Below are 25,232 nucleotides of genomic sequence, written 5' to 3' on the forward strand. Positions count from 1 at the left end.
CCGTCCTCCTCAGCCCAAAACAACTGGTCATGCGAGCTCTTTATCCCCTTCTAGCGGCACTGCGATATAGTAGGCGGCAATGGCGGCGAGCAAGGCGGCGCTGGTCCAAATCGCTACCCGGGCGTCGAAAAGATCCGCGAGCCAGCCCCCCAGCACAGGGCCGATGATAACGCCGATCCCCTCCACGCTGGAAAACAATCCCCAACCGAGCCCCTGCTGGTTGGCCGGAACAAACCCCGCAATGATCGCATTCCAGGCAGGGAGCACCGCGGCGTAAGATAAGCCGAGTAAAGCCGCGAGCAGAACGGCTTGCCACAACGTATGGGCAAACGTCAAACTGTACAGCATCACGGCGAACCCGGAAAAACCGGCGATCAGGAACCATTTTCTGCCCCAGCGGTCCGACCATTTCCCCATCGGTACGAGAAAAATGACGGTAAAAGCGCCGCCGGCTATAAGCACGTAAGAGTATTGGGAATACTGCAATCCCAAATAAGTTGAAGCAAATCCCGGCAAAATCGGGACGAGCATGCCGGCGGAAGCGGTTTGCAAAATCATGCCGGGCAGCAGCTTCTTCATCGCAATCAGTCGTTCCCACAACATGGAAATTTGCTGGCGGACGGGAATTTGCTCCGGCGCCGATTCCTTCGCATTGGAAATAAATAACGAAAGCAGCCAGCCCAGCCCCCACAGCACAAGCATGATCTGAAACGAGATGGTGTAGCTCCGATCGATGACGAAATTGATGACGACCGGTCCCGCCCCAAGGCCGCAAAGCCAACAAGTGTACAATAACCCCATACCCGCCGCGCGCTGCTCCGGCTTGACTTTACTTAAGCATACCAGCCAAATGGGAGAAATTCCAACCCCGAATAAAGCGGCAGCGGCGACAAGCAGCCAAAAGGAATGGGCGTATTGCATCATTATAAGTCCGGTGAAGGAAATGAACAGGCCGGACTGGACGATCAGCCGCAGCGAAAAGCGATCCAATAAATAACCTGCGTAACATTTGATGAGCGTATCCGTAACATAGTGGACAGATACGGCGGTGCCGACCGCGGCGGCGGAAAAACCCAATGCTTTTTCACCATAAGTGGGCAAAAAGGAAACAAGATACGCTCCCCTGACGAATTCGACGATAAATAATACAATCCCAAACATCAGCATATTCCCGCGCACGAGCGTCTTGCTTACAGCCTCCATACCCAGCCTGCCTTTCTTCAAACGAAGTTTAGATCAGGATGCTTGCCCGCTCCTTTACGTAATGCAGCACGTCCTGAACGATCAGACCGGCCGCCGAAGGTTTGCGAAGCAGCGCCATCTGCCGCCTCATCTGAGCCCCGGTAGTTTCCTCCGCGAGCAATTGTGCGATTTGCCCCGCCAGCTCTTCCGTGCTGCGGGCTATGCGGGCCGCCCCCTTGCCGGACAAATACGCGGCATTTTCTTTTTCCTGCCCGGCAAAAGGCTTAAAGATGAACACTGGAACCTGCATCGCAATCGCCTCGGACAACGTCAGCCCGCCGGCTTTGGTGACGATGCAGGATGAAACGGCCATCAAATCCTGCATTTGTTCGACAAATCCGAATATGCGGACATGCGGTTCATGTCCGTATTTGAGCCGCAGCTTACCCTCCAGCTTCTGATTTCGCCCGCAAACGACGGCAAGCTGGCAGCCCGTATTCCTGATTAACGCTTGAATCATGTCCTCAATGCTTCCAAGCACTCCATATGATCCCGCTAATATTAAAATGGTTTTGCGGTTCTTATCGAACAGGTCCGCGAACGAATTTGCCTCCCTGTCCGTGGTCTGCTCAAAAGCTTTTCTGATCGGAATGCCGCTGACCATAACATTCCTTCGTGAAATTCCTCTGGAGACAAGCTCTTCCCGTAAGTCCTCGGTCGCCACATAATATTTGTCGATTTTCGGATGAATCCAGCGCGAATGCAGGGAAAAATCCGTTACAACGGTAAAAGCGGGAATGCCTTCCTGCTCGCAAAGCTCGGGCACAGCCCCGAACGGAAACGTGCAGACAATCGCATCCGGCCGATCCTGCTCCACACGCTGCTTCAGCTTCTTTTTGCCCATCGCATTGAAATACCGGTTCCACCCTGCATATGGGTTGGAGTCCCGGGTCAAATAATAACTCCATCCGTAATAATCGAAGCCGAACTGAGAGGTCAGCATGCTTTTTATGTAAAGCGTCGTTGTAATCTTGTTGATAATAGGATGCGCTTCTTTCATCAAATCCATGATATGAACAAGCCCGGTTTCTTGCTGTTCGAAGGCAGCCTTCAGCGAACGGGCTGCCTGCAAGTGCCCGTCTCCGTAACTTGCCGTGAGAATCAATATTCGCGGATTGCGCTCCATTTTCTTTTCCTCCCCCCATGCAAGCGGCAATCAGTGAAACATTGGATCTATTTGCTCCAGTATAGTATTCATCATACAACCGAAAAGTAAATACCCTGTGAAGAAAATATTAACATTTTCTTAAGGAGTTCGCATGTGAAATCTTTATGATTCGGACGTACGGGCGGCAGTTTGTTCACCTTGTGGACACCCGCTGAATACGATAGCAAATAAAACCGATTTTGACAAAGGAGAAAGATCCGCCGATGGTAAGCTGGACGAAATGGGGCAAATATAAAATACTCCGAAAATCGCCGGAACTGGCGATCTATCTGCCGGAAACCCGCTACATGAAGATGCGAAATCTGTGGCGGATGCTGGATAAATACGGCAAGGTCATCGTAAAACCTTCGGGAAGCTACAGGGGCAACGGAGTCGTGCAAATTTCCGAAACCGTTGACCGCCGTTATGAGACGCATCACGAGAACAAAACAAACATGTTCGAAAGCCGCGAAACCCTTGCTTCCTATTTGCGAAAGCGGAAGCTGAAAAATTATATCGTGCAGGAGCGAATCCCGCTGGCCCGGGTGGATGGGCGCCCCTTCGATTTAAGGGTCATGGTGCAACGCCGCAAAAATTCCCCATGGGCGGTAACGGGCAAGCTGGCCAAAATTGCCGGAAAAGGCTTCATCGTCACTAATATATTACGAAGCAAAGGCAAAGTCGTTCCGGTCAAATATGCGCTGCAGCGCTCATCTTTAAGGAAATATTCTTCCTCGGAGATTCTTTCGGAAATCGACGAGGTGGCGCTCATGACAGCCAAGCTGCTCGGCAAATATTTTAAACGAATTCGAATGATGGGGATCGACATCGGTCTCGATCGCAAGGGCAGAGTATGGGTTATCGAAGCGAATTTTAAACCGAACGTTCATCTGTTCCGAAAATTGAAAGACAAATCGGTGTTCCGCAGCATTGTTTCATTCAAATAGGTTCGGCGATGTCTCCCCGCCCTCTCGCACAAAAAGAGCAAGCCCTGCCGGGGATGTCATCGGCAAGGCTTGGCTGCGTTATTCTTTGGATTTGACCAGCAAATAAAGAAAGTAAGGCGCGCCGATGACGGCGACGACGATGCCTGCCGGAAGTTCGCTCGGCTGCATGATCCAGCGGGCCAATGTGTCTGCGACGATGACGAGCAGCCCTCCCGCAAGCGCCGAAGCCGGAAGCAGCACCTGATGCTTCGGTCCGACGAGCCGCCTGGCCAAATGCGGGCCGATCAGGCCGACAAAGCCGATGCCGCCCCCCACCGCCACGCACGATCCGGCCAAACCGACCGAAACGGCAAGCAGGCGGAGACGTTCCTTTTCCACGGAAGCACCGAGACCGGCCGCCATTTGATCTCCGAGGCTGATCACGTTCAATATTTGCGACTTGTATATCGCATAGGGCAGCAGCACGAGTATCCAAGGCAGCAGCGCCGCCACGAATTTCCAATTCGTCCCCCAAATGCTGCCCGCCAGCCATACGGAGACAAATTGGTATTTTTGCGGATCGATTCTCAGCGTAAGCACGATCATCGCCGCATGGATCCCTGCCGCGACGGCGATTCCCGTCAAGACCAGCCTCGTGCGCGACAATCCTGTATGTTTTTGATAAGCAAGCGCATATACGAGGGCGGCGGCCAGCCCTGCGCCGACCAGCGCCAGAAACGGCAGAAGAAATATCGAAGAAGCCGTGTTAGCCGGATAAAACGCGACAAATAACACGACCATCAGCCCCGCGCCCGCGTTAATGCCAAGAATGCCCGGATCGGCGAGCCCGTTGCGGGACAACCCTTGCATAATGCAGCCCGACACGGCGAGCCCCGCGCCGACAAGCACGGAAATCACGATCCGCGGTAGACGAAAATCAAACAAAATGATCTGCTGCTTCGCAGTCCCCGCTCCAAACAACGTCTTGATCACATCGAGCGGCGGCAGCCGGGTAAAGCCGGTGTTCATACTCACGATAAAGGCGATGATGATCAAAACCCCGAGTACCGCGCAAACGGCGATGCCGCGAATCGGCATTCGATGAGACGAGCCGGGAAACGGCTCTCCGTTCATCACAGCTCCCTCCCTTCCCGGCGCGCCAAATAGAGGAAAAACGGAACGCCGATCAAGGCGATCAGCGCGCCGATCGGCGTCTCGTACGGCGGGTGGACCATTCTCGCGCCAATATCGGCGAACACCATAAGCAGGCCGCCGAAGATCGCGGAGACGGGGATGATCCGGCGGTAGTCAACGCCGACAAAGTAACGCGCAATATGAGGTATGACTAACCCGACGAAGCCGATCGGACCGACGGCCGATACGGCGGCGCCGGCAAGCACAAGCACGACGGCCGCGCAGCCGAGCTTCGCCATCGCGGTCCGCCCGCCAAGCCCGGTCGCCACTTCCTCTCCGAGGCTGAGCAGCGTCACCGAGCGCGAAAGCAGAAGAGCAGCGGCAAGCGCACCTGCCGCCCAAGGAAACATGACGCGAAGCTGCGTCCATTTGACGCCGGCCACGCCGCCCGCATGCCAGAAGGCGAGATCTTGCCCGATGCGAAAATAGATCGCGATTCCTTCGCTTATCGCCGTGAGCAGCGCGCTGACCGTCGCTCCGGCCAGCGCCAGACGCACCGGTGTCAGCCCTTTGCCGGCCAGCGAGCCGAAGCCGTACACAAGTGCGGCGCCAACCGCCGCTCCTAGAAAAGAAAGCAGGATCAGCTTCAGAAACGGAAGCCCCGGAAAAAAGGCAAAACAAACCGCGAGCACCAGCCCGGCTCCGGCGTTAATGCCGAGCAGCCCGGGATCGGCGAGCGGGTTGCGCGTCATGCCCTGCATTATCGCACCGGCTACGGCGAAGCAGGCGCCGACAAGCGCCCCTGCCAAAGCGCGGGGGAGGCGAAGCTCCCGGACGATCTGATGCTCGGTCAGCTCCGGATTGTAGCTGAAAACGGCTTGCCATACCGCAGCCGGCTTGATGTTCGCCGCACCGTAGCTGACGGATAAGATAATACCTAGCGCCAGCAAGGCGATGCCGCCGAACATAATGAACGCGGCGGCAGCCGGCCTGGAGCGCAGCTTGGGTTCGGAAGATGCCGCTGTCGTCATCATTTTCCGGGCACCGACCGTTTGAAATGGTCGAGTATCAAATCGAGCGACTTGCTTTTAATATGCGGATAATCGCTGATGATCCATTGCGGCATCGTAAACACATGGCCGTTTTTGACCGCCTTGAGATTTTTCCATACCGCCGACTGCGAGATGCCGGCCAAATTTTCTTCGGCTTTCTTGTCGCCGCCGGCTGTCGGCGAACCGACTTCCATAAATATGTAATCCGCGTTATAATCGGGCAGCTTCTCCAGCGAGATCGCTTCAATCCGCTGCAATTGATCGAGACCCGGTGCGGGAGTCAGCTTCAGGTCGCGGAACAGAGTTGCGCCGAACAGCTCCTGTGTGCCGTGAAGCCGTATTTCCTTCGGCATGATCCGCAAATATACGAACGTCTCGCCGGGCTTTACGAAGCGCGCGAGTTCGCTGCGGACGTCAGCCGCTTTCTTATCGTAGTTCGCCAGCCATTCGGCGGCTTCTTTATCGCGCTGCAAAATGCTGCCCAGCTCCTTGAATCCTTCGCGCCAATCGGCCGGTACGTCCACAATGACGGTAGGTGCGATTTTGCTCAGTTGATCGTACACCTTCTCTTCGGTTCTGCGGGCAATGATCAGATCGGGACCGGCCTGGAGAATGGCCTCCAGGTTCGGTGTATCGCCGAGGGGAATCACATTCGAAAGAGAATTGCCGTCCACATAAGGCAGCTCGGTCGAACCGAGAAACGTCGTCATCGCATACGGCTTGATGCCGAGCGCGAGCAGCGAATCGGCGAGACGGTAATCCAGAACCGCGATTTTTTGCGGAGTGCCCTCGATCGTCGTTTCTCCGCCCAAATGTTTAACGACCCGTTTGGCCCCGCTGCTTCCGGCTTGCTGCGTATCGTTTTGCCCCGGCTGACAGCCGGCAAGCACAAATAAGACCAGTAACAAAATCACTGCCCACCGAGTGAAGTCGTGCCGGGATCGAAGCAGGTTGGCTCTATGGGCTGAATGACGCGTCATAACAAAAGTTCCTCCTTGAAATAACCATATGAGCGCGTTCCCATTCCGGATATGGTTTCGCAAAACCATCATAATTGATAACGATTATCATTGTCAACGAAAAAAGTCGTTTTGCATGGCTCATCTCATCTACGCTGAAATTTCCCTGCCCTTGAGAGCACCTTTTTTTTCTTTCGTTTGGCGGGGGAGGCCGGACGTTTTTTGGTGCGCTCCATATTGATTGTTTTCTTTTTTCGCCTTGAAACTTTTCGCCTCTTTTTGTTCTTCAGCGCCGCTTTACTTGGCAAAACGACCGAAGGACGGATCTCCTCCATCTCCATGGCGGTTTCCGGCTGGGGGGACTTCTCCCCGAGCTCCCCAAGATTTCCGTAATGAATCAGGTTAATGTTCGATTCCCGGATGATTTGGCTGACGAGCGGATGGCGAAAAACAGCCAGTTCCGACTCCCGTTCGTTCTTCAGACCGGAGATTTCGCGCACCGTATCGTCGATGTACCCGGGATGGCACATGAGTTCGGTCGTGCCGTTCGGAAGGTGGCGAAGATAGTGGAGCAGCCGCTGCAAGCCGTCCTGTTTATGGTAGGAATCGAGCAGCACGTAATCCGTAGTCCGCGGAGACGTGACGGTCAGTTCGTGAGGCGTTTGCAAACGGCGCATCGGGACGTTTTCTTTTTCGGCCAAGCGGATCATCGCCTTGTAAACGGCGGGAAATACCTGATGAATATGGTGATGCGAGTCCAAATGAGTCGGTTTTCGGCCTATCTCGACAAACCGATTCCACTGAGCGGCCAGCTCGGTTTCGATATCGCCCTCTTCTCTGGTGCACTGCGCGGTGATCGGGTGGAACGAGCCGTCCTTTTGTACAAGTGAGGGGACGAGCCTCGGATCCGATACCGGTTTGCCGTAAGTCAAATTGAAATGAAGACCCACACCGAGGCCCGGCAGCAAACGGGATAACCCGACGGCGTCGGAAAACCCGGGCATATTGACCATCAGCGTAGCACTTGTAATTGTTCCGGCCCCGTATGCTTCGGCGATTCCTTTGTTCACACCGGGCGACAAACCGAAATCATCGGCATTAATAATCAAATATTTCATGTGCTGCGGCCTCCGTCCGTCATCTTATACCTTTATCTCATGCGGCGGCTTGACGAATGGCAATGGACAAATACACCTACCCGATCACATTTTCTATCGCTTGCTTAAACAACTTTCCGGCTCGATCCCAAGACCACCGAAGCATATCTTGCCTGCCCTGCCGTCCCTTTTTTCTGCACAGGTCGGGATGGCTGTAAGCATATCTCATTTGCTTTCTCAGGCTGCCGATGTCCGGTTCGGCCCAGCGCTGCCCGCTACCCGCGAACAAATGGCGGAAAGTTCGGGAAATCGCGCTGCCCCCGTTCATGCTTGCCGTCGGCTTGGTCAGCTTGTATGCGACGATAAACGAATTATTGCGGGTTAAAAAGTCCATATGTCCGCCCCAGCCTGTGGCAATGACGGGGACACCGCTTGCCAGCGATTCGAGAAACGGCAATCCGACCCCTTCTCCCCTTGTCGGAAGTACGAAAACATTCCCGAGCGCGTACAATTGCTTAATCCGGTCTTTGCCCATCTGGCCGGCATAAATGGCAATCGGCGCCGTGTCCTTGCGGAGATTCAAGCTGTTTTTGTATCGCGCAATTTTGGTTTTGATCCACGCGGAATTTTCATAACGGGCATAGCCGTTCGTTTTAATTACCAACAAGACCCGATCCTTTGCGGAAAACTCCTGCCAATACGCCTTGAGCAGAGCTTCGGGATTTTTGCGGTGCTGAAAGCCGAACACCGAAATAAATACGAATCTTCCTGCGGCCTGTTTAAGCGGAAGCTTCTTATTGCCGGGACGAAATTGCTGCGTGTAAACGCCGTGGGGCACGACAAAAATCGGAACGGTTACGCCGCTGTTGCGCAGCGCGGTTTTGTTGTGCTCAGACGGCACGCAAACAGCGTCGAACCGGTTGATATTGGCCATCCATCTTTGCGGAATGCGCGTCGTTTCCCAAACGGTATTCAATATGATCCGGTCGAATCTTTTTCTTTCCTTATTCATGTTGATCATCGAAGGAGGATAATGGTAGATCAGTATTTTTCGTTTGCCGGTATCCCCTGCTTTCGCCTTTTCCGAAACGCCGGTATCGACCTTGACGTCCACGCCTTGTCTTCTTAATGCCCGAACGTATTCGCGGCTCGCTATCCCGAGACCGCTCGCTTTATGGACAGGGCCTCTCCAGACCACCCGATAATTTCCCATAAAACCTTTCTCCTCCCCGAATGTGACGGTCCTCGTTGCCGGCGCGACAAGGCACACAACCGCATTTTATATGGCTACATTATGATCCCGAAAACGATGCGTGTGGGCAGACGGAGAAAAAATTACCAACCGGATTCTCATTATTTTCTCATCGTCGGCACTTATACTGGAACACGCAGCACACCAGACAACATGAGAAGGGAAGAACGCCCGTGAACAAACTGCTTGCAGCCTCTGCTCTTGCCGTCACGCTTCTTGGCACATGCAGCGGTGTCGCTATGGCATCCTCTGCGGCCACCGCCCAAATCTCGTCATCGACCGCCGATCGCATCGTGAACACAGCGGAATCCTACATCGGCAAAGTGAAATATGTGTATGGCGTCAGAGATCCTCAGCGCCTTATTTTCGACTGCTCCGCGTTTACCCAATTCGTATTTGCCCAAAACGGCATTAAACTTCCATGGGGTTCGAACGCACAAGCTCAATACGGAAAGCCGGTTACAAGCAAAGCGAATCTGCAAAAGGGCGATCTTGTCATGTTCAGCGTAAGTACGCCCGGTCACATCAACCATGTCGGTATTTATATAGGCGGAGGAAAAATGGTGCACAATCATCCGGGACGCGGTGTGGAAATAACGGATATCAACTCGGGGTTCTGGCAAAGCCGGTTCATCGTCGGCCGCCATTTCTAAGCCGAAAACACTTCTCCATCTCCTCCGGATCTCTCCGAACACTTGGCGGCATCAAACAAAAACGACTTCACCCGTTATGGAGCGAAGTCGTTTTTGCCGCGGTTTGCGGCACGGAAAATTTCGGTTATCGAAGAACGTATCCGATCCCGCGGACGGTCTCTATGCAGCTCTTTTTCCCAGGATCCTTCAGTTTGTTCCGCAAGTAACGCACGTACACGTCCACCACATTGGTTTCCACGGGCGAATGATGGCCCCATACGTTATCCAGCAGCTGTTCGCGGGAAAGCACGACGTTAGGATGCCTCAAGAACATGACGAGCAGATCGAATTCTCTTTTGGTCAGGTCAACGAGCTCCGATCCTTTGGTAACGACGCGGGCAAGGATGTCCGCCCGGATATCGCGAAACGTTAACCTTGACGAGCGGCAAGGATCCATCATTTCCGTCCTGCGGAGCAAAGCGCGAATACGGGCTACAAGCTCCCGGGCGTCAAACGGCTTCGGCATATAATCGTCGGCACCGCTTTCCAGCCCCAATACACGGTCTGCGATGCCGGATTTTGCGGTCAGCATAATAATCGGCGTCGTTTTCTCGGCACGAATGCGCCGGCAAATCTCGATTCCGTTTAATTCCGGAAGCATGACGTCAAGCAGTACCAGGTCCCAGTCATCATTCAATGCGCACTCAAGTCCGGCTTGTCCGTCAAAGGCGGTTTGAACGATAAAATGCTCATGCCGAAGCTCCAGTTCTATTACACGGGACAAGCTGCTTTCATCTTCTATCAGCAATATGCGCTTCATTCCGATCGCCGCCCTTCCAAACTCTTTAAGGTGCGAAATGCTTCATAGTTTAGTTTATAACATCGTAACATGAGGGGAAAACAAGCAGCATTAGAAATCAATGAGAAGCCGATTAGAAAATGGAAGAGAATCCGCTCCATACACCCTTCTTAGCCCATTCCCTGCAGGACAAAAAACGGACATCGGGCTCTCCGTAAGGAGAAACCCGGTGTCCGTTTCATTACCGCATAAAGGCGGTCAGCTGTGGACCAGCAAAGGCACCACTTTGCCGGCGTTTACGTCGATCAGGCCGAAATCGGTAATTTTCAGCGCCGGGCTGACCGGCAAGGAGTGCGTGCTGATCGACATGATCGGGTTATAATGGCGATACCCGAGCGATTCCATCGCTCTGCGCAGCCGCTCCACCTCTTCGGCGAGCCGCTCCAGCGGCGCTTCCGTCAGGATGCCGCCGACCGGCAGCCGGAGGCTGGCCAGCACTTGGCCGCCATCGACGACGCAAAACCCGCCTTGCCCGCGGATGACTTCATTCGCGGCCAGCGCCATGTCGGCGGCCGAGTGCCCGACCACGAGCAGGTTGTGATTGTCGTGCGAATACGTCGTCGCCACGGCGCCGCGTTTGATCGTATCGCCGCCGATCAGGCCGTAGGCTCGGCCGCCGGTTTTGCCGTAGCGCTCGAACGTCGCGATGAGGCCGAAGCCGGTTTCCTGCCAACGGAGCTTGCCTTCGCGCACCTCCGCTTCGGCGATATATTCCTCCGTGAAGGTGGAGCCGTCCTTCACCGTCATAACACGGCACGGATACCGGCCGTCGTTCACCACTGCGGAGACGATAAAATCATCTTCGCTCAGCAAGGGCAGCTGCACGCTGCGGTAATAATGCGCCGGAAAAGCATAGGTGCCGGCCTTCGGCTCATACGGCTCCTGAGCGTCGTACACCTTCCGTCCGCTCTTGTACACCTGCTCGATCGCCAATTGCTGCACATCGCTTACCAGCACAAAATCGGCAATTTTGCCGGGAGCGATTGCGCCGCGGTCGTACATGCGCATCCGGCGCGCCGGCGTGAACGTAGCCGCGTATATCGCTTTTTCCGGCGGCATGCCCATCGAGATTGCTTTGCGCACAATGTGGTTGAGATGCCCGCGCTGCTGGAACGAATCCGGCATGACGTCGTCGGTGACGAAGCAGAAATGCTCGGCCACGTCATTTCGGATGAGGTAGTCCATCACTTCCGGCGTCATCGATTTTTCCTGAATCTCGATAAACATGCCCGCGGCGATCCGCGCCTCCATGCCTTCGATCGATTGGTGCGTATGATCGGAATCGACGCCGCTGTAAATGATCCGGTGCAGATCCAGATCGAGCAGCTTCGGGCAGTGTCCCTCGATGATCAGCTGCGGGTAATTCGAGCGGATGTGCCTGAGGATCTTGTTCGTTTTGCAGTCCGGATCGCTGATCACGTCGACGTAGTTCATGATCTCGCCGAGACAAATGATGCGCTCCGTGAGCAGCAGCTCGTCCATGTCTTCGATTTCGATCGATCCGCCGCTCGTTTCCATCGCCGTTGCCGGTACGGAGCTCGGAATCGCATAGAACATGTCCGCGGCGCAGTCCCGGCTCGCCCATATCATCTGCTTCACCCCGTCCAGGCCGAACACGTTGGCCATTTCATGCGGTTCCGGCACGATGGTGGTCACGCCGTTGCGGATAATTCCTTGCGAAAACGTCTGCGGCGTCACCATCGTGCTTTCGATATGCAAATGAATGTCGATCAGACCGGGAATAACGTACCGGCCCTGCGCGTCGACAACTTCATCCGGCTGAAAGCTTTCAGTCCCCCGAGGGCCGATATATAGAAACTTGCCGTCCAATACGGCGGCGCTGCCATGGATGAATTTTTTAAAGTAGCTGTTGTAGATTTGAGCGTTTTGTATCAGCAGGTCCACTCTCATGCTGTCTTCCCCTTCCACCGCATCTATTCCACCAGGACGAGCTTCTCGCCTGGAATAAAGAGCCGGACCTCCTGCCCGTTCGCATAGGGCAGCTCCATCTCTTTGTTGACGGTAAAATCGCCGAGCGTCGTCTCCACCACATATTGGTAGCTGCGACCGAGAAACGTGCTGACTTTGACGCGACCGTCCAAACACCCGACCCCTTCGCCGATTTCCTGCGCCGTCCCCATCGCGATATCGTCCGGGCGGATGGCGCCTTTTCGGCCTTTTTGCTCTCCCCTGCCGGCACCTTTAGCCGCAACGAACGTATATTCCTTCGCCTTGAGCGTAATTTCGTCAGCGTTATCCTGCCGCTCATGGAAATCGATAAAATTCGTAAACCCGATAAACCGCGCGACAAACTCCGTCTTCGGATATTTAAAAATAGTCGAAGGACGATCGAGCTGCTCGATAACCCCTTTGTTCATGATCGCGACCTGGTCGGAGATCGAGAAGCATTCCTCCTGATCGTGGGACACGTACACGGTCGTAATGCCCAGCTCCTGCTGGATTCGGCGGATTTCCACCCGCATGTTCACGCGCAAATTCGCGTCGAGATTGCTGAGAGGCTCGTCAAACAGCAGCAGGTCCGGCTCGATGACGAGCGCGCGGGCAATCGCGACCCGCTGCCGCTGGCCGCCCGACAGCTCCTTCGGGAACCGGTTCTCGAAGCCGGTCAGGCTGACCGTCTCCAGCATCCGGCGTACGCGCTTCTCGATATCGGCGCCGTTCACCTTGCGCAAGCGAAGGCCGAACGCCACGTTATCGAAAACATTGAGATGCGGGAAGAGCGCGTAGCTTTGGAACACAAAGCCGAAATTGCGCTTGTTTACCGGCACGCGCGTATAATCTTTCCCGCCGAGCGTAAACCGGCCGGCCTTCGCTTCAAGAAATCCCGCGATGAGCCGAAGCGTGGTCGTTTTGCCGCAGCCGCTTGGGCCGAGCAGCGAAATGAGGTTCCCTTTTTCCACGTTCAGGTTAAAATCTTTCAAAATATATTGCTGCTCGTAAGCAACCGAGATGTTTTCCAAAGATAGCAATGCCATGGGCAAAAGCCTCCGTTATCGTTTGGTAAAATAAGACAATCCCATCAGTCGTTCGATGATAAACATGAACACCGCCGTAAACAGCATCAGCAGCACGGAAATCGCGGCGATCGTCGGATCGAAATGGTTTTCCACGTACGTCAGCATTTGAATCGGCAAAGTGCTGACCCCCGGTCCCGTCATAAAGACGGAGATGTCGACGTTGTTGAACGACTCCAGGAAGGCGATCAGCACCGCCGCGATGATGCCCGACTTGATGTTCGGCAGCACGACTTTGAAAAACGTCGCCACGCGGCCGGCCCCCAGGCTGAGCGCCGCCTCTTCCACTGCGAAATCGAAGTTCGCGAGGCTTGAGCCGATGACGCGAATGATGAACGGCAGCATGATGACCGTATGCCCGAACAGCAGCGCGGCGTAAATCGGCAGATTGTATACCGCGATCAAATATTTCAACATCGTAAAACCAAGAACGATCCCCGGTATAAGCACCGGCGATATGAATACCGCGTTCAGCGCATCTTTTCCTTTAATCGGGAAGCGGCTCAGCGCATACGCCGCCGGAATGCCGAGCAAGAGCGCCAGCACGTTGCCCGCCAGCGACACGAGAATCGAGGTGTAGAACGTTTTGACGAACATCGTCACTTCCAAAATGTTATGGTACCATTTGAGCGAAAAGCCTGTCGGCGGAAACTTCAGCACGCTGCTCGGTTCGAATGAGGCTATGGCGATGATGACCAGCGGTCCGAGCAAAAACACGTAGACGAGCAGCGTAAACAGGCCGAGCCCGCGATTGTTCTCCTTCATCCCCTCACCCCTTCGGATTTACTTTGTTCGCCAGCTTGTTCATGAGACCGATCACGACAAACGTGATGACCATCATGATCGTCGCGATGACGGAAGCGAGATGCCAGTCGTTCAGCGTAATCGCGTTCTGGTACAGAAACGTCGAGATCACCCGCTGCTTGCCGCCGAGCAAGGCGGGCGTCGTATATGCCGTCAGGCTGCCGACGAACACGAGAATGCTGCCGATGATGAGGCCCGGCACGCTGAGCGGCACGATCACTTTAAAAAACGCCTTGAAACGGCCCGCGCCAAGACTTTCGGCCGCTTTGATCAAATCCGGGTCGATATTTTCCATCACCCCGACGAGCGTGATAATAATCAGCGGCAAAAACAGATGAATCAGGCCGATCATCATCGCCGCCGGCGTATACAAGATGTCAAGCGGCTCCTTCACGATGCCGAGCGCGACAAGGGTGTTGTTGAGCAGGCCCCTTTTCCCCAAAATGATCATCCAGCTGAACGAGCGCACGACGGAGCTGGTGAGCAGCGGAAAAATCGCCAGCGCCAGCAGCAGCGCTTTCTTTCGCGGATTTTGCCTGGAGATGTAATAGGAAACCGGAAAGCCGAGCAAAATGCAAAGCAGAGTCGTAACCAGACTGACCTTGAGGGTAGTCCATAATATTTTCAGAAAATAAGGGTCTTGGAAAAAATGCCAGTACCCGGCAAGCGACGGCCGGCCGTTCTCAAAGAAGGTGGATCCGACCGTGAGCAGGATGGGCACGAGCATAAATACGGCCAGAAAAAGCAGTCCCGGCAGCAGCAATAACGATACGTTCGCTTTCTTCATCGCTTGATATCTCCTGTTCGTGGGTTCGCGAGACTAGCCGCGCAGCGTGCGGACAAACAGCTCGAGGAATGCATCCGCCTCCACATCGATGCACACGTGGACGTTCGACTGTTTGCCGAGCCGGTTTTGAAAATCGCACACCGTTTGCCCGTCGCAAAGCTCGCTTCTCGTCTCGACATCGACGTAGTAAATCTTGGTCGTCACGAGCCCTTTGTCGAGCGCCACACCGACCGCCAGCGGATCATGCAGCGCGCACGCCCGCACGCCGTTTCGCTCGAAGTATCTTTGCATGTATCCCGCCGTGCTTTCGCGGACGTAGCGACCCAGATTCGTGTCGCCCAGACGCTCCATATGCTCCTCCGTGAGCAGCGCGCGGCGCGTCACATCGAGCCCGACGAGCGTAAGGGAGGCGAAGCCCGCCTGAAAGACGAGCCGCGCCGCCTCCGGATCGACGTACATGTTGTACTCGGCGGTCGGCGTCACGTTGCCGTAGCCGAGCACGACTCCTCCCATGACGATCACTTCCTTGACGTCCCGGACCAGCTCCGGGCATTTCATCAGCGCGATCGCCAAATTCGTCAGCGGCGCCGTCATAACCAGCGTCACTTCGCCGGGATGACGCCGCACCTGGCCGATGATAAAATCCGCCGCGTGCCCTTCGGCCGGCTCCTTGCTGACCGGCATGTCGGCCAGCGCCCCGCCGATGCCGTTCTGTCCATGCACGCGGTGCTCGAAATACGTCTGCCGCAGCAGCGGCTTATTCGCGCCGCGGACGACCGGGATACCCTCGGCTTCAGCTCCCAGCAGCTGCAATATTTTGCAGGTGTTTTCCGTCGCCTGATCGAGCGAAACGTTGCCGTTTGCCGTGGTAATTCCGAGCACATCCATTTGCCCGCTGCGGATCGCGAGCAAAATGCCCAATGCGTCATCCACCCCCGTATCCACGTCGAGGATCACTTTCTTTTTCATTGGAATCAGCCCCCCTTGCTCCTGGTCCCCGTTTATTCAACGAATGGTCTTTGCATCGATTTCCAAGCGAAAAACAAGGGTACATGCGGTTGTCATATACCCTTGTCCCATTAAGATTTATTGTGCGACTTCCTTGTTGAAGCGGTCGATCCAGCCTTTCAGGTTCTGGTTGACGAACTTCATGTCCAGCTTGCGCAGCTTGCTGACCGTATCCGCTCCGTAGGTGATGCCCTTCGTATCGTCACCGCTCAGCTGCAGCTTCGTGTTGACCGGAGAATCCACCTTCGCTTTGGCGATTTTTTCCTGAACTTCCTTGCTGAGGTGGTAATTGATGAAATCTTCGGCGAGCTGCTTGTTTTTGCTGCCCTTGACCACGTTCACCGTATTCATGACCGCATACCCGCCTTCCGCCGGGGTGATGAACTTCGTTTCCGGCACGGCCGCTTTCAAATCTTTCACGTACATTTCCATGATCGGTCCTGCGGCAATTTCGCCCTGGGCGAACATGTTGACGAACTCGGACGTTTGTCCGTAGTACTTCACTACGCTTTTGTTCAGCTCTTTCAGCTTCGCGAATGCCTGGTCGGCGTTAAACTGCGCACTGCCGGAAACAAGGGAAGCCGCGTCAAGCACCATCGGCCCCGTCGTGCCGGTAATGTTCGGCATCGTCAGCTTCTTGGCGAGCTCGGGGCTCCACAGGTCTTTCCACGAGGTAAGGTCCTTGCCTCCGAGCGCTTTCGGATTATACGCGATGCCGAGCTGGCCGATCGTGTACGCCGGACCGTAATCCTCTCCAAGCGGCGCTTTGGCGATGTCGTAAATATCGTTCAGATTCTGAATGCGGCTGCGGTCGATTTTTTCGAATACTCCCGCTTCGATACCCTGCTGCGCATAATAGTCGGATAAATAAATCAGGTCCACGTTGGATGTACCTTGGCGCACTTTGTTTAAACGGTCAGCGTTGTTTCCGGTGTCGAGCACAATTTTCACATTATGCTCTTTCTCGAACGGAGCGTACACTTCTTTTTTGAAGAAGTCGTCGGAGAAGCCCCAAGTCGAGATGACGAGCTGCGTCGGTTCGCCTTTGGGTGCCGCTGCCGGCGCTCCGGTATTCGCGTTCGTTCCCGCTCCCGCCTGATCCTTCGCCGGCGTGCCGCATCCGGATAAAGCGAGTCCCACCAAGGACAAAGATACCAAACCGCGGATCATTCGTTGTTTCATTGAGATAACCCCCATGTTTCATAAATTTTACAAGTATTGTTTCCATGAGTCCCCATTCTTACGCTCCAACCCCTCACCCTGTCCCGAAAAAAAAGAAAAAGCACCCTTGGAAGATAATAAGTCATCTCACAAGAGCACTCTTCGTCGTAAACAACGTCAAGCGACATCCGTTTGGCTTTCGTGCGGGCTTTCCTTAAGATAAATCAAAAGAAAAACTCCGCGGCTTATTCGGTTCGTCTTTAAGATTCGGCAAGAATGATGTTCGTGATCGCCCATTGCGTATGCGGATCGTAGTCCCTCAGCACAGCTTCGATCGAAAGTTCGAATTCCTGCTCCAGCTTCTCGCGGATCCTCTTCTTATAGATCGAGGACATGTAAAAATCGACCTCGTGCTTCAGCGTCGGAGCCTCGCCTTCCAAAGCAGTGGAGCGCGGCGACTTGCGGTGCCGGGCGTACAACGTGATCAGATTGGGTTCAACCGCCGCCCGCAAGGACGTTGTGCCGAAACCGAACAATTCCTTCGAAATCTCGTTGTACATATGGCACAGCTTCTTCTTATAATCGTTGGAATCTACAGGGGGCATGGGACCACCTTCTGGAGCGATATCGACCCATATCACAAAACCTATCTTAATAATACATAGGATGACCGATTTTATCAAGAGAATCGTTCGGTTTTATTCGCGAAAACAAGCAATTTCTGACATAACGTGTGACATAAAATTCATTTTTCCCGAATGGGGCGTTTTCATTGGAATGATTCGAGACGAATTTTGCTTCCCTTTTCGGTATCGATCTCCAGAAGCGAACCGTTTATGGTCGACGTTTCGTCCCCTCTGCGGACGATCACTTGACGCTCTCCCCATGGGTTGCGAATCCGGCATATGCCGCCGAGCGTGGACTCGATTTCCACGTAAGGAATCTCGCCGCCCCTCCTTTCGGACGTAACGACAAAGCCGCCGCGGCACCACAGCGAAAACTGCGCATCCCAATCGTCCGGACAAGCCGGGAATACGCGGATTACGGCCGGTTTCCCGGGGCCTGCGGGCCGGCTTTGGCACAGCGCGCTTTGCAGCCCGACGGCGGCGTTGCCCAGACGCTGCGCGCTGATGCAGTTGACGCCTTCGCGGACGGTCAGCCGGTTTTCGAAAAACTTCACCCGGCCCGTATCTTCGAAATAGCAGTATTCCCGCTCCGCGTTTCTGCATTCCAATTGCGCGAGCACGACCTGCTTGAACGGCTCCGCCTTCCCTAAGTTCGCGAGTACCCAAGGAACCGTCGACATCTCCGAAGCCGCGTTTCCCCAGTCGCCTCCATGTCTCGCCTGCTCGTGCTCGAACGTGGCTATAGTCGTACGGAACATATCCGGGTTGTCCTCAGCCGTTTCGAGTGAAATCAAATCGCAAACCCGGCCGACGTTCAGGCTGACCCCGCTTCGCCCGTCCAACACGGGTCCCAAAGCGCCTACCCAGACGGCAGGCTCATCTTCCTCCGTTCGCAGCACGGCTTCGGGATGATCGCTCCTCGGCAGCGGTGCGAGATGGTCGTAAAATTCCTGCCAGAGCGTCCTGAGCTCTTCGTCTTCGCCCAGAATCTCTGAAGCTCTCAGCAGCGCCGGGAATACGAAATGCATGGCCGCCATCGCATCGACCGTATCTTTGCCGTCAAAATATTTTTCATCGCTGCAGGTGTGATAAATATGGTATAAGCCGTCTTCATCTTTGCGCACCAGCGGGAGATGACGGAAAAACTCAGCCACTCCTCTTATCATCGGATATGCCCGGCCGCGCAGCCAAGCCTCGTCTCTCGTGTACTCGTAATACAACCAGAAGTGATAAGCGACCTCCGCCTGCGCCAAAAACATGAACGTCGTCGCACCGAACGGGCCGTATCCCCGGTCCGTATATACGAGCCTGCCGTCGATCCATTTTTCGTGCCATTTCCAGTTCCAACGGCTTTCATGCGGAGGTTTCAAGTATGCATATTCGGTGAACCGCGCCGAACGCTCCTCCCACGGCTTGCGGAACAAATACAGCTCCCGCATTTCCTCCGCGATATCGTCCGGCAGCTCCGCCGGACCGTTAAACCAGGTCACCTCGGGGATGTATATGCCCTCGCTCCCCCATTGCTGCCGGGCCGCTGTCCTGCACGCCTCGTACATTCCGGAGTACATGTCGAATAGCGGATGCATCAGTTCAAAATGTCCCGACGGGAGCACCGCATTGTAATACAAATTCAGATTGTTCCACCACTGCATCGCGCCCCAGTGGCGCAAATCGCCGCGCGGGCTCAGCAGCATACCGCCGAAATTCGGCGGGTAATGGCCTCCCCGCGAGTTCGAGGCCATGAGGTACAGGTAATACGTATAATGCGTCTCCACGAATTCGGCTTTACCGTCGGCACTGTTCAGGCGAATATACGACTTCGTCCAAAAGTCGTTCCACCATGCTTTATGCTCGGCCAGCAATTGCGCATATCCCTTCGTTCTTGCCGATTCGAGCTGCGCGGCAGCTAAGGCGGCGGCATCCTCCGTCTCATCGAACGCAGCTGCGCTGGCAATAAACAGCTCAAATTCCCCTGCTCCCGGTTCGATGCACAGCCGCATTTCCGTTTCGCCGGGCTGGCCGAGCACTTTCGTTTTCCGAAATGCTCCAACCGGCTGCCGCCCGCCGAACTCATCGTTCATCCGCGCTACCGCCTTTCGGCCGGATATGCCAATAACGACGGCCGAGCTGCAGTAATGGGCTCCTTCGCGGAATTCCTGCTTCAGCACGATCATATCCCCCAGCATGCTGAGCGTAGAAATCGCGGAGTGCTGCTTGGTCACCACCTCAGCCGGACGCAGCATCTTCAGCCTGACATTAATCGTCTGCGGCATGTCGCGGCTGTCCTCCACCCGAAACGCAAACACATCGCTGTGATCGTAAGCAAACGCTTCGGCCCGAACGCCTTCGCCGCAAATGGACGCCACAGCATCGTACATGCTCAAATGCTGGCGGATGCCGCCGTCCCGAAACACATCTTCTCCGTAATCGACGAAATCGATGTCGACAAACCCGCAAGCGTACGCGTAATCCGTATGCCTTTGGTTGAAGCTGAGGGTCGAACCGTCGCTGGCATACACGTCCACCCTATTAATCTGCAGTTTGACGGCCGACGGCGACGTCCAGATAAGGCTGCCCATCCTGCCGTTGCCGACCGGCAGCCCCCCTTCGCTGCGTTTGACCGTATGTTCGTAATGTAAATCCGCACGGGAAACGTGCTCCCGGTAATCCGGCTTGCTCATGATTCGGTTCCTCCTCCGCAAAACGCGCGTCGCAATGGAGCTAGAGTTCGCTCTCTCCTATTTTAAAAGAAAGGGCAAAGCTCTAAATTATGCTGAATTGCGGCATGCATACGTTTTTTTATGATAGGAGGTCCTCTATGACAGTCTCTTTATCCGATAATCCGGTAAACTTCCCTTCGCTTCCTTTTATTTGCTCTTCCTGATATAGGTGTAGTATGTATAGGGGATTGTTGAGCTTGTGATCCGCTCCTCATCGACCATTTCGAAATCGTCCTTATCCCATGCCGGGAAAAAAATATTGCCTTCCACTTCTTGATCGATGACGGTCAAGTAAATTTTATCCGCATGCGGCAAGGCTTCTTTGTAAATCTCTCCTCCGCCGGCAATAAAAATCTCATTTTCGTCCCTTAGCAGCTCATACGCTTCATCAAGCGAAGTTACCGTTACGCAGCGTTCCGCCGCAATTTTGCAGCTTCTGGAAACGATCACCGTCTTGCGGTCGGGCAGCGGTTTTCCTATCGATTCGTAGGTTTTTCTCCCCATCACGATCGTTCGGCCCGTCGTCAATTCCTTAAACCGCTTCTGTTCTCCCGGTATTTTCCACGGGATTGCCTCATCTTTGCCAATAACATTATTGGTTGAAACGGCCGCGATTAATGAGATCAGCATGGACTACCTCCGTTCCGAGTCACGTATTGTTCCAAGTTTCCAACTGCGCTTTGATCTTCCGTGCTCTTCCCCGCCCTTCCGCCCTTTCAGGGGCAACCGAAGTTGTTGCTGGGCTCACCGTCTCATCGCGTAAAACTGACGGTGCAGCTCGCGAACTTGCTCGGCGAGCTCAGGTACAGGGCCGTCTATGACGGTATCGCGAATGACGTCCTGGATCGGAAGATTGCGAACGCGCGGCGCAGCGACCCCCATTTCACTCAGCCATCCAGCCAGTTGCTCAGAGGAACTCGCATAAACAATCCGACCTAATTCGACCCAGCCGTGGGCCGCAGCGCACATAGGACAATGTTCGCCTGAGGTATAGACCGTTGCCTTGCCCCGTTCTTCCTTAGTCATGTTGCCGGCTGCCCAGCGTGCCAACGCGAACTCCGGGTGCTGGGTGTGATCGCCGCCGGCAACATGGTTATGATCTTCCGCAAGCACATCTCCGTCGGCGGAGACAAGAACTGAACCGAATGGTTCATCTCCAGCCTCCAGCGCAGCCCTTGCCAGTTCGATACAGCGTCGCAGATGCTTCAGATCGGTTTCATTTATCATGAACGTGCCTCCTCTATTCGTTATGCAGCAGGCTTACACGCTGCTTTTCCGCTCCTGCCTTCTTCGTTGTTATTCAATTATGTTAACATGAAGATACCTAAACGAAAAATATAAAAAAAATAGGTTTTGCTTAGGTTTTTCATATATATATAGGAGTGAACGCGACGATGGATATAAGGCAGCTGCGATATTTTATAGCGATTGTGGAGGAACGAACGGTTTCCGCCGCTGCGAAAAGACTTCATCTCTCTCAACCGCCGTTAAGCCAGCAATTGAAAGCGATGGAAGAGGAGCTGGGTATCAAATTGGTGGAAAAAAGCGGTAAATACTTGGAAGTAACGGAAGCGGGAAAAAAGTTATATGCTTATGCCTTGCAAATGGCGCAGTTAATGGAAGAAGCCACAGCGGAAGTGAAGGAAGTGGGAAACGGGGTAAACGGAACGCTGGCGATAGGCGTAAATACGTTTTCGGTAGCGGAGCTTCCCGAAATCCTCGAACAATTTCGCAAGATTTACCCCAAGGTGACATATAAAATTCAGCAAAACGAATCCGCACATCTATGCCGGCTGGTAAGGGACCGGACGGTCGAATTGGCGTTCGTTCGGCTGCCCCTTGAGCTTGGCGATGATATATGCGTTCTGCACCTTTATACCGAACCGTTTTACTTCATAACATCGGATAAACAGAAACGGATTGGTCATAACGTATCGCTTGCCGATGTTCAAGATCTTCCGCTCCTGCTGCCCAGCACTCAAGGATTGGGCGTGCATTATTTGATTCAGGAGGCATTCTCCAGACTCCATCTGCATCCCAACATTGCGGGCGAATGCTCCGATATTTCGCTTTTGATGAGCTTGGTTGCATCCGATTTTTGCGCATCGATCGTTCCGGAAACATTGTTGAAAAGGCACAAAGGATATGCGGTATATGCACAAAAAATATCCGATGCGGCCGAAATGTCTTCCCCGGTAGGACTCATATGGCTAAAAAATCACCGCTTATCCAGCTCGGCGCAAAACTTTATCGATTTATTCAAAACCCATATTTAATCGAAAAATATAAGGTAAAAAGAACAAAGCCGGCACCGCAAGCCGGCTCTGATGCCCTTAATCGGTTTTCGTCATTCCGAAATAAGAAGTACGGCTCCCCCATATTCTATCCAACGAGTATTTTATCCTCTTGTTCATCCCACATCGCGAACAAGGATTGCAATTCAGCTCCTGCATAGGCACCAACCACTCTTACATATCGATGCACCAACTGCACTCCAATAATGACCGACACAAACTCCTCTTCCACTCTTAGCTTAGCCACAGTCTCTTTGTCCCCTGTGATAAGGACGAAACCGTTAAAATCGCTGCCGTGAGGCTCAAGAACTACTACCTCAAAGCGGTCTATCTTTCCTTCCTGCTGCAGTCGAATACAGTATTGCATTGCGCTATTGAGCGTGGCCTGTGCCGCCTTCTCACGCCCCGGGATGATTTCGCCCCAACCAACGATCAGCGAACCTTTTGCCATATCAATTTCTCCTTTTCATTAATATAGGTTAATTTTAACTTATTATAAAAATAACACATTTGAATTTATGAGTCAATTAAAATATAGGTTATTTTTAACATATATTCATGCTATGTTCCTGACAATATTAAAGAACCTTTGACGCACGAGTGAGAAAAATAGGAAAATATAAACTTTTATTGCCTAATTTATCATGTTAAAGTATTCGTAAACGATATATTCGCGTCGATGAGGGAAGCCAATGAAACGAAACCGTATGAAAACAGCCGTCGTTTGTACGCTCCTGTTCGCCATGATGTGGTTTTATTCGGACAAAGTTCAGGCGGCAGATAACAAAAGCGCTAAAGTGGCGGTACAATCGCTGAATGTGCGCAGCAAAGCGGATGCTCAATCACCAGTCATCGGATCTTTGAAGCGGAATGACGTCGTTTCGATTTCCGAGGAATCGTTCGGCTGGGTAAAGGTCAAATCCGGACGTATGACCGGATGGGTGGCGGGACAATATTTGCAGAGAATGAGCGCCGGTTCAACGGACAAGCAGTCGGGTGCAGCCGCGCGCAGCAGCCAAACTGGCAAGGCAGAGACAAAGAAGCAAAAATCCGTTCAGTCCGGGCTAAAGGGGAAAGTGATCGTCATCGATCCGGGTCATGGCGGGAACGACAGCGGAGTTATCGGCAAAAAGTACGGCAGTATGGAGAAGACGCTTAATTTGTCAACCTCCCGTTATTTGGCCGATATGCTGCGTCAAGCCGGGGCGAAGGTTGTCATGACAAGGACTGACGACAAGGAGCAGCCTGAGCTCTCCGAACGAGTAGCCGTTAGCGAGCGGAACCGTGCGGATGCATTTGTCAGCATTCATTATAACTCGTCCTTGAAATCGAACTCCGGCACATTAACGTTTTATTATTCTGAATCGAAGGATTTGACGCTGTCGAGGAAAATCGAAAGCCGTCTTCGTCAAATAACCGGCTTGAAGAGCAGCGGCATTTCACACGGCAATTACCATGTGCTTCGCGAGAACGACAGGCCATCAACATTAGTGGAGCTCGGTTTTCTGTCCAATCCGAAGGATGAAGCGGTCGTCCGGACAAGCGATTACCAGAAGAAAGCGGCGGAAGCGATCGCTGCCGGACTGAAGGATTATTTTAAGCTGTAATGCAGCTAACCGCCCCGCAAACACGAATAGTGACGGCTCCGTAACCGAATGCCGAAAACTTCTATGGCCAACGTGGGCTGCGACAGGCCGTCCACTCGTACAAGAGAGGCAGCATCCTTTCTGTTTTAACGAAGCTGATTCTTTGTAACCAAGCGACGAATGAACGTTCGAATCCCGTAGTAAACCATCGCCAAAACAATGAAAATGCCTATTCCTGACACGTAAGACAGCCAATCCGGTCTGTAAATGACTCCAAAAGCGACTTTAGACTCCAGAACATCGGCTGTCCTGTAGCCGTTTGCGATATCCGGCACATATCTCAGCGTTAACAAGTAGCCTTGGAGCACTTGCCACAAAACCCAAAGCACAATGACTACAAGCGAAAAAATAACGGATTCAATCAGCAATCTTTTATTTATCATGTCTCTATAATTTCAACTCCATCGGCTCATTACAATGGCTGAATCCATTTCGTTCATAAAATTCGACGCTCCATTCACTCGGCCAAACGATGATGAACTCGTAGCTGTTCGTTTTTGCCCACACCTCAATCTCCCTAAGCAGCTTGCTTCCGATGCCTTTGCTTCTGAATTCGGGCAATGTATATACGTTGGTCATATAACAAAAAGGGGTCGTTATCCGCCCCGGTCGCGGCACTTTATCGATCAGCTGCATATAAACATGGGCAACAATTCGCCCGTCCTGCTCGGCTACCCAAATAAACCATTTGCCTCCGCGAATCGCTTCCGTCAGGAATAATCTACATTCCGGGTAAAACGATTCATATCGATCTTCCCCGATTTTGTTCTCCATGTATTCATTGGTGAAATCCCACCTCATTCTGATCAACTGATCCAGGTCGTCAGTTACAGCCAATCTATAGTTCATTA

General features: G+C 53.6%; 24 protein-coding genes. 4 read left to right on the plus strand and 20 right to left on the minus strand.

The genetic code is table 11. The features are described from left to right. Positions 1–27: 27 nt before the first annotated feature. Both MYS68_RS12525 and MYS68_RS12530 read right to left on the minus strand, forming a co-directional pair. Entirely contained in the window at positions 28–1,203 is a 1,176-nt protein-coding gene (locus tag MYS68_RS12525) for an MFS transporter (protein ID WP_248926160.1), read from the minus strand. Positions 1,204–1,231: 28 nt separating this feature from the next. After that, positions 1,232–2,368 carry an MGDG synthase family glycosyltransferase gene (locus MYS68_RS12530; RefSeq protein WP_248926161.1) on the minus strand — a complete coding sequence of 379 codons (1,137 nt, stop codon included), beginning with the start codon at positions 2,366–2,368 and terminating at the stop codon, positions 1,232–1,234. A 245-nt stretch (positions 2,369–2,613) separates the two neighbouring features. On the opposite strand from MYS68_RS12530, the gene MYS68_RS12535 reads away from it, so the two are divergent. Further along, entirely contained in the window at positions 2,614–3,336 is a 723-nt protein-coding gene (locus MYS68_RS12535) for a YheC/YheD family protein (RefSeq protein ID WP_248926162.1), read from the plus strand. A 78-nt stretch (positions 3,337–3,414) separates the two neighbouring features. Here MYS68_RS12535 and MYS68_RS12540 read toward each other — a convergent pair whose 3' ends face one another. The 5 genes from MYS68_RS12540 to MYS68_RS12560 all read right to left on the minus strand — a co-directional run bounded on the left by MYS68_RS12540 (position 3,415) and on the right by MYS68_RS12560 (position 8,770). Beyond that, the gene (locus tag MYS68_RS12540; protein WP_248926163.1) at positions 3,415–4,449 is read right to left on the minus strand and encodes a FecCD family ABC transporter permease; all 1,035 of its coding nucleotides are present in this window, start codon (positions 4,447–4,449) and stop codon (positions 3,415–3,417) included. Beyond that, complete coding sequence (locus MYS68_RS12545; RefSeq protein ID WP_248926164.1) at positions 4,449–5,483, minus strand: FecCD family ABC transporter permease; 1,035 nt, start codon at positions 5,481–5,483, stop codon at positions 4,449–4,451. The genes MYS68_RS12540 and MYS68_RS12545 overlap by 1 nt, the downstream gene beginning before the upstream one ends. Continuing rightward, on the minus strand, positions 5,480–6,481 hold the full coding sequence (locus MYS68_RS12550) for an ABC transporter substrate-binding protein (RefSeq protein WP_248926165.1): 1,002 nt from the start codon (positions 6,479–6,481) through the stop codon (positions 5,480–5,482). Before MYS68_RS12550 ends, MYS68_RS12545 begins: the two co-directional genes overlap by 4 nt. 125 nt (positions 6,482–6,606) lie before the next feature. Next, positions 6,607–7,578, minus strand: coding sequence for a carbohydrate deacetylase (locus MYS68_RS12555; RefSeq protein ID WP_248926166.1), 972 nt, complete (start codon positions 7,576–7,578; stop codon positions 6,607–6,609). Between the two features lie 76 nt (positions 7,579–7,654). Then, positions 7,655–8,770, minus strand: a complete 1,116-nt coding sequence (locus MYS68_RS12560) for a glycosyltransferase family 4 protein (protein WP_248926167.1) — start codon at positions 8,768–8,770, stop codon at positions 7,655–7,657. A gap of 212 nt (positions 8,771–8,982) precedes the next feature. Between MYS68_RS12560 and MYS68_RS12565 the strand changes: the two genes are divergently transcribed. Next, complete coding sequence (locus tag MYS68_RS12565) at positions 8,983–9,462, plus strand: C40 family peptidase (protein WP_248926168.1); 480 nt, start codon at positions 8,983–8,985, stop codon at positions 9,460–9,462. A gap of 124 nt (positions 9,463–9,586) precedes the next feature. Here the strand turns inward: MYS68_RS12565 and MYS68_RS12570 are convergent, their stop codons facing one another. The 11 genes from MYS68_RS12570 to MYS68_RS12620 all read right to left on the minus strand — a co-directional run bounded on the left by MYS68_RS12570 (position 9,587) and on the right by MYS68_RS12620 (position 21,668). Then, positions 9,587–10,261: a response regulator transcription factor gene (locus MYS68_RS12570; protein WP_248926169.1), complete on the minus strand. Its 675-nt coding sequence runs from the start codon at positions 10,259–10,261 to the stop codon at positions 9,587–9,589. A 237-nt stretch (positions 10,262–10,498) separates the two neighbouring features. After that, the gene (locus tag MYS68_RS12575; RefSeq protein ID WP_248926170.1) at positions 10,499–12,211 is read right to left on the minus strand and encodes an adenine deaminase; all 1,713 of its coding nucleotides are present in this window, start codon (positions 12,209–12,211) and stop codon (positions 10,499–10,501) included. A 23-nt stretch (positions 12,212–12,234) separates the two neighbouring features. After that, positions 12,235–13,296 carry an ABC transporter ATP-binding protein gene (locus MYS68_RS12580; protein WP_248926171.1) on the minus strand — a complete coding sequence of 354 codons (1,062 nt, stop codon included), beginning with the start codon at positions 13,294–13,296 and terminating at the stop codon, positions 12,235–12,237. A 15-nt stretch (positions 13,297–13,311) separates the two neighbouring features. Then, on the minus strand, positions 13,312–14,100 hold the full coding sequence (locus tag MYS68_RS12585; RefSeq protein WP_248926172.1) for an ABC transporter permease: 789 nt from the start codon (positions 14,098–14,100) through the stop codon (positions 13,312–13,314). Between the two features lie 4 nt (positions 14,101–14,104). Continuing rightward, a complete protein-coding gene (locus tag MYS68_RS12590; RefSeq protein WP_248926173.1) occupies positions 14,105–14,926 on the minus strand; it encodes an ABC transporter permease in 822 nt (273 codons plus the stop codon). A gap of 33 nt (positions 14,927–14,959) precedes the next feature. Next, positions 14,960–15,895 (minus strand): nucleoside hydrolase, encoded by a 936-nt coding sequence (locus MYS68_RS12595; protein WP_248926174.1) that lies wholly within the window; start codon positions 15,893–15,895, stop codon positions 14,960–14,962. Between the two features lie 117 nt (positions 15,896–16,012). After that, positions 16,013–17,116, minus strand: a complete 1,104-nt coding sequence (locus MYS68_RS12600; protein WP_248926175.1) for an ABC transporter substrate-binding protein — start codon at positions 17,114–17,116, stop codon at positions 16,013–16,015. A gap of 239 nt (positions 17,117–17,355) precedes the next feature. After that, a complete protein-coding gene (locus tag MYS68_RS12605; RefSeq protein ID WP_248926176.1) occupies positions 17,356–17,700 on the minus strand; it encodes a DUF2294 domain-containing protein in 345 nt (114 codons plus the stop codon). Between the two features lie 164 nt (positions 17,701–17,864). Continuing rightward, positions 17,865–20,402, minus strand: coding sequence for a glycosyl hydrolase family 95 catalytic domain-containing protein (locus MYS68_RS12610; RefSeq protein WP_248926177.1), 2,538 nt, complete (start codon positions 20,400–20,402; stop codon positions 17,865–17,867). Positions 20,403–20,588: 186 nt separating this feature from the next. Next, a complete protein-coding gene (locus MYS68_RS12615) occupies positions 20,589–21,071 on the minus strand; it encodes a dihydrofolate reductase (RefSeq protein WP_248926178.1) in 483 nt (160 codons plus the stop codon). 114 nt (positions 21,072–21,185) lie between these two features. Continuing rightward, positions 21,186–21,668, minus strand: coding sequence for a nucleoside deaminase (locus tag MYS68_RS12620; protein ID WP_248926179.1), 483 nt, complete (start codon positions 21,666–21,668; stop codon positions 21,186–21,188). A gap of 167 nt (positions 21,669–21,835) precedes the next feature. Here MYS68_RS12620 and MYS68_RS12625 point away from each other — a divergent pair, with 167 nt between their 5' ends. Beyond that, on the plus strand, positions 21,836–22,717 hold the full coding sequence (locus MYS68_RS12625) for a LysR family transcriptional regulator (RefSeq protein WP_248926180.1): 882 nt from the start codon (positions 21,836–21,838) through the stop codon (positions 22,715–22,717). 106 nt (positions 22,718–22,823) lie between these two features. Here MYS68_RS12625 and MYS68_RS12630 read toward each other — a convergent pair whose 3' ends face one another. Beyond that, positions 22,824–23,186 (minus strand): hypothetical protein, encoded by a 363-nt coding sequence (locus tag MYS68_RS12630; RefSeq protein WP_248926181.1) that lies wholly within the window; start codon positions 23,184–23,186, stop codon positions 22,824–22,826. A gap of 241 nt (positions 23,187–23,427) precedes the next feature. Here MYS68_RS12630 and MYS68_RS12635 point away from each other — a divergent pair, with 241 nt between their 5' ends. Further along, the gene (locus tag MYS68_RS12635) at positions 23,428–24,342 is read left to right on the plus strand and encodes an N-acetylmuramoyl-L-alanine amidase (protein ID WP_248926182.1); all 915 of its coding nucleotides are present in this window, start codon (positions 23,428–23,430) and stop codon (positions 24,340–24,342) included. A 426-nt stretch (positions 24,343–24,768) separates the two neighbouring features. On the opposite strand, the gene MYS68_RS12640 is transcribed toward MYS68_RS12635, so the two are convergent. Further along, on the minus strand, positions 24,769–25,230 hold the full coding sequence (locus MYS68_RS12640; RefSeq protein WP_248926183.1) for a GNAT family N-acetyltransferase: 462 nt from the start codon (positions 25,228–25,230) through the stop codon (positions 24,769–24,771). Between the last annotated feature and the right edge of the window lie 2 nt (positions 25,231–25,232).

The organism is Paenibacillus hamazuiensis (assembly GCF_023276405.1).
GTDB classification, from domain to species: Bacteria; Bacillota; Bacilli; order Paenibacillales; family NBRC-103111; genus Paenibacillus_AF; species Paenibacillus_AF hamazuiensis.

Excerpts from the sequence above, each read along its gene's own strand:
- MYS68_RS12550 (WP_248926165.1), bottom strand. The coding sequence starts at position 6,481 with ATGACGCGTCATTCAGCCCATAGAGCCAACCTGCTTCGATCCCGGCAC.
- MYS68_RS12570 (WP_248926169.1), bottom strand. The coding sequence starts at position 10,261 with ATGAAGCGCATATTGCTGATAGAAGATGAAAGCAGCTTGTCCCGTGTA.
- MYS68_RS12530 (WP_248926161.1), bottom strand. The coding sequence starts at position 2,368 with ATGGAGCGCAATCCGCGAATATTGATTCTCACGGCAAGTTACGGAGAC.
- MYS68_RS12610 (WP_248926177.1), bottom strand. The coding sequence starts at position 20,402 with ATGAGCAAGCCGGATTACCGGGAGCACGTTTCCCGTGCGGATTTACAT.
- MYS68_RS12585 (WP_248926172.1), bottom strand. The coding sequence starts at position 14,100 with ATGAAGGAGAACAATCGCGGGCTCGGCCTGTTTACGCTGCTCGTCTAC.
- MYS68_RS12590 (WP_248926173.1), bottom strand. The coding sequence starts at position 14,926 with ATGAAGAAAGCGAACGTATCGTTATTGCTGCTGCCGGGACTGCTTTTT.
- MYS68_RS12525 (WP_248926160.1), bottom strand. The coding sequence starts at position 1,203 with ATGGAGGCTGTAAGCAAGACGCTCGTGCGCGGGAATATGCTGATGTTT.
- MYS68_RS12540 (WP_248926163.1), bottom strand. The coding sequence starts at position 4,449 with ATGAACGGAGAGCCGTTTCCCGGCTCGTCTCATCGAATGCCGATTCGC.
- MYS68_RS12600 (WP_248926175.1), bottom strand. The coding sequence starts at position 17,116 with ATGAAACAACGAATGATCCGCGGTTTGGTATCTTTGTCCTTGGTGGGA.
- MYS68_RS12630 (WP_248926181.1), bottom strand. The coding sequence starts at position 23,186 with ATGGCAAAAGGTTCGCTGATCGTTGGTTGGGGCGAAATCATCCCGGGG.
- MYS68_RS12545 (WP_248926164.1), bottom strand. The coding sequence starts at position 5,483 with ATGATGACGACAGCGGCATCTTCCGAACCCAAGCTGCGCTCCAGGCCG.
- MYS68_RS12615 (WP_248926178.1), bottom strand. The coding sequence starts at position 21,071 with ATGCTGATCTCATTAATCGCGGCCGTTTCAACCAATAATGTTATTGGC.
- MYS68_RS12535 (WP_248926162.1), top strand. The coding sequence starts at position 2,614 with ATGGTAAGCTGGACGAAATGGGGCAAATATAAAATACTCCGAAAATCG.
- MYS68_RS12635 (WP_248926182.1), top strand. The coding sequence starts at position 23,428 with ATGAAACGAAACCGTATGAAAACAGCCGTCGTTTGTACGCTCCTGTTC.
- MYS68_RS12575 (WP_248926170.1), bottom strand. The coding sequence starts at position 12,211 with ATGAGAGTGGACCTGCTGATACAAAACGCTCAAATCTACAACAGCTAC.
- MYS68_RS12560 (WP_248926167.1), bottom strand. The coding sequence starts at position 8,770 with ATGGGAAATTATCGGGTGGTCTGGAGAGGCCCTGTCCATAAAGCGAGC.
- MYS68_RS12640 (WP_248926183.1), bottom strand. The coding sequence starts at position 25,230 with ATGAACTATAGATTGGCTGTAACTGACGACCTGGATCAGTTGATCAGA.
- MYS68_RS12620 (WP_248926179.1), bottom strand. The coding sequence starts at position 21,668 with ATGATAAATGAAACCGATCTGAAGCATCTGCGACGCTGTATCGAACTG.
- MYS68_RS12580 (WP_248926171.1), bottom strand. The coding sequence starts at position 13,296 with ATGGCATTGCTATCTTTGGAAAACATCTCGGTTGCTTACGAGCAGCAA.
- MYS68_RS12605 (WP_248926176.1), bottom strand. The coding sequence starts at position 17,700 with ATGCCCCCTGTAGATTCCAACGATTATAAGAAGAAGCTGTGCCATATG.
- MYS68_RS12595 (WP_248926174.1), bottom strand. The coding sequence starts at position 15,895 with ATGAAAAAGAAAGTGATCCTCGACGTGGATACGGGGGTGGATGACGCA.
- MYS68_RS12555 (WP_248926166.1), bottom strand. The coding sequence starts at position 7,578 with ATGAAATATTTGATTATTAATGCCGATGATTTCGGTTTGTCGCCCGGT.
- MYS68_RS12625 (WP_248926180.1), top strand. The coding sequence starts at position 21,836 with ATGGATATAAGGCAGCTGCGATATTTTATAGCGATTGTGGAGGAACGA.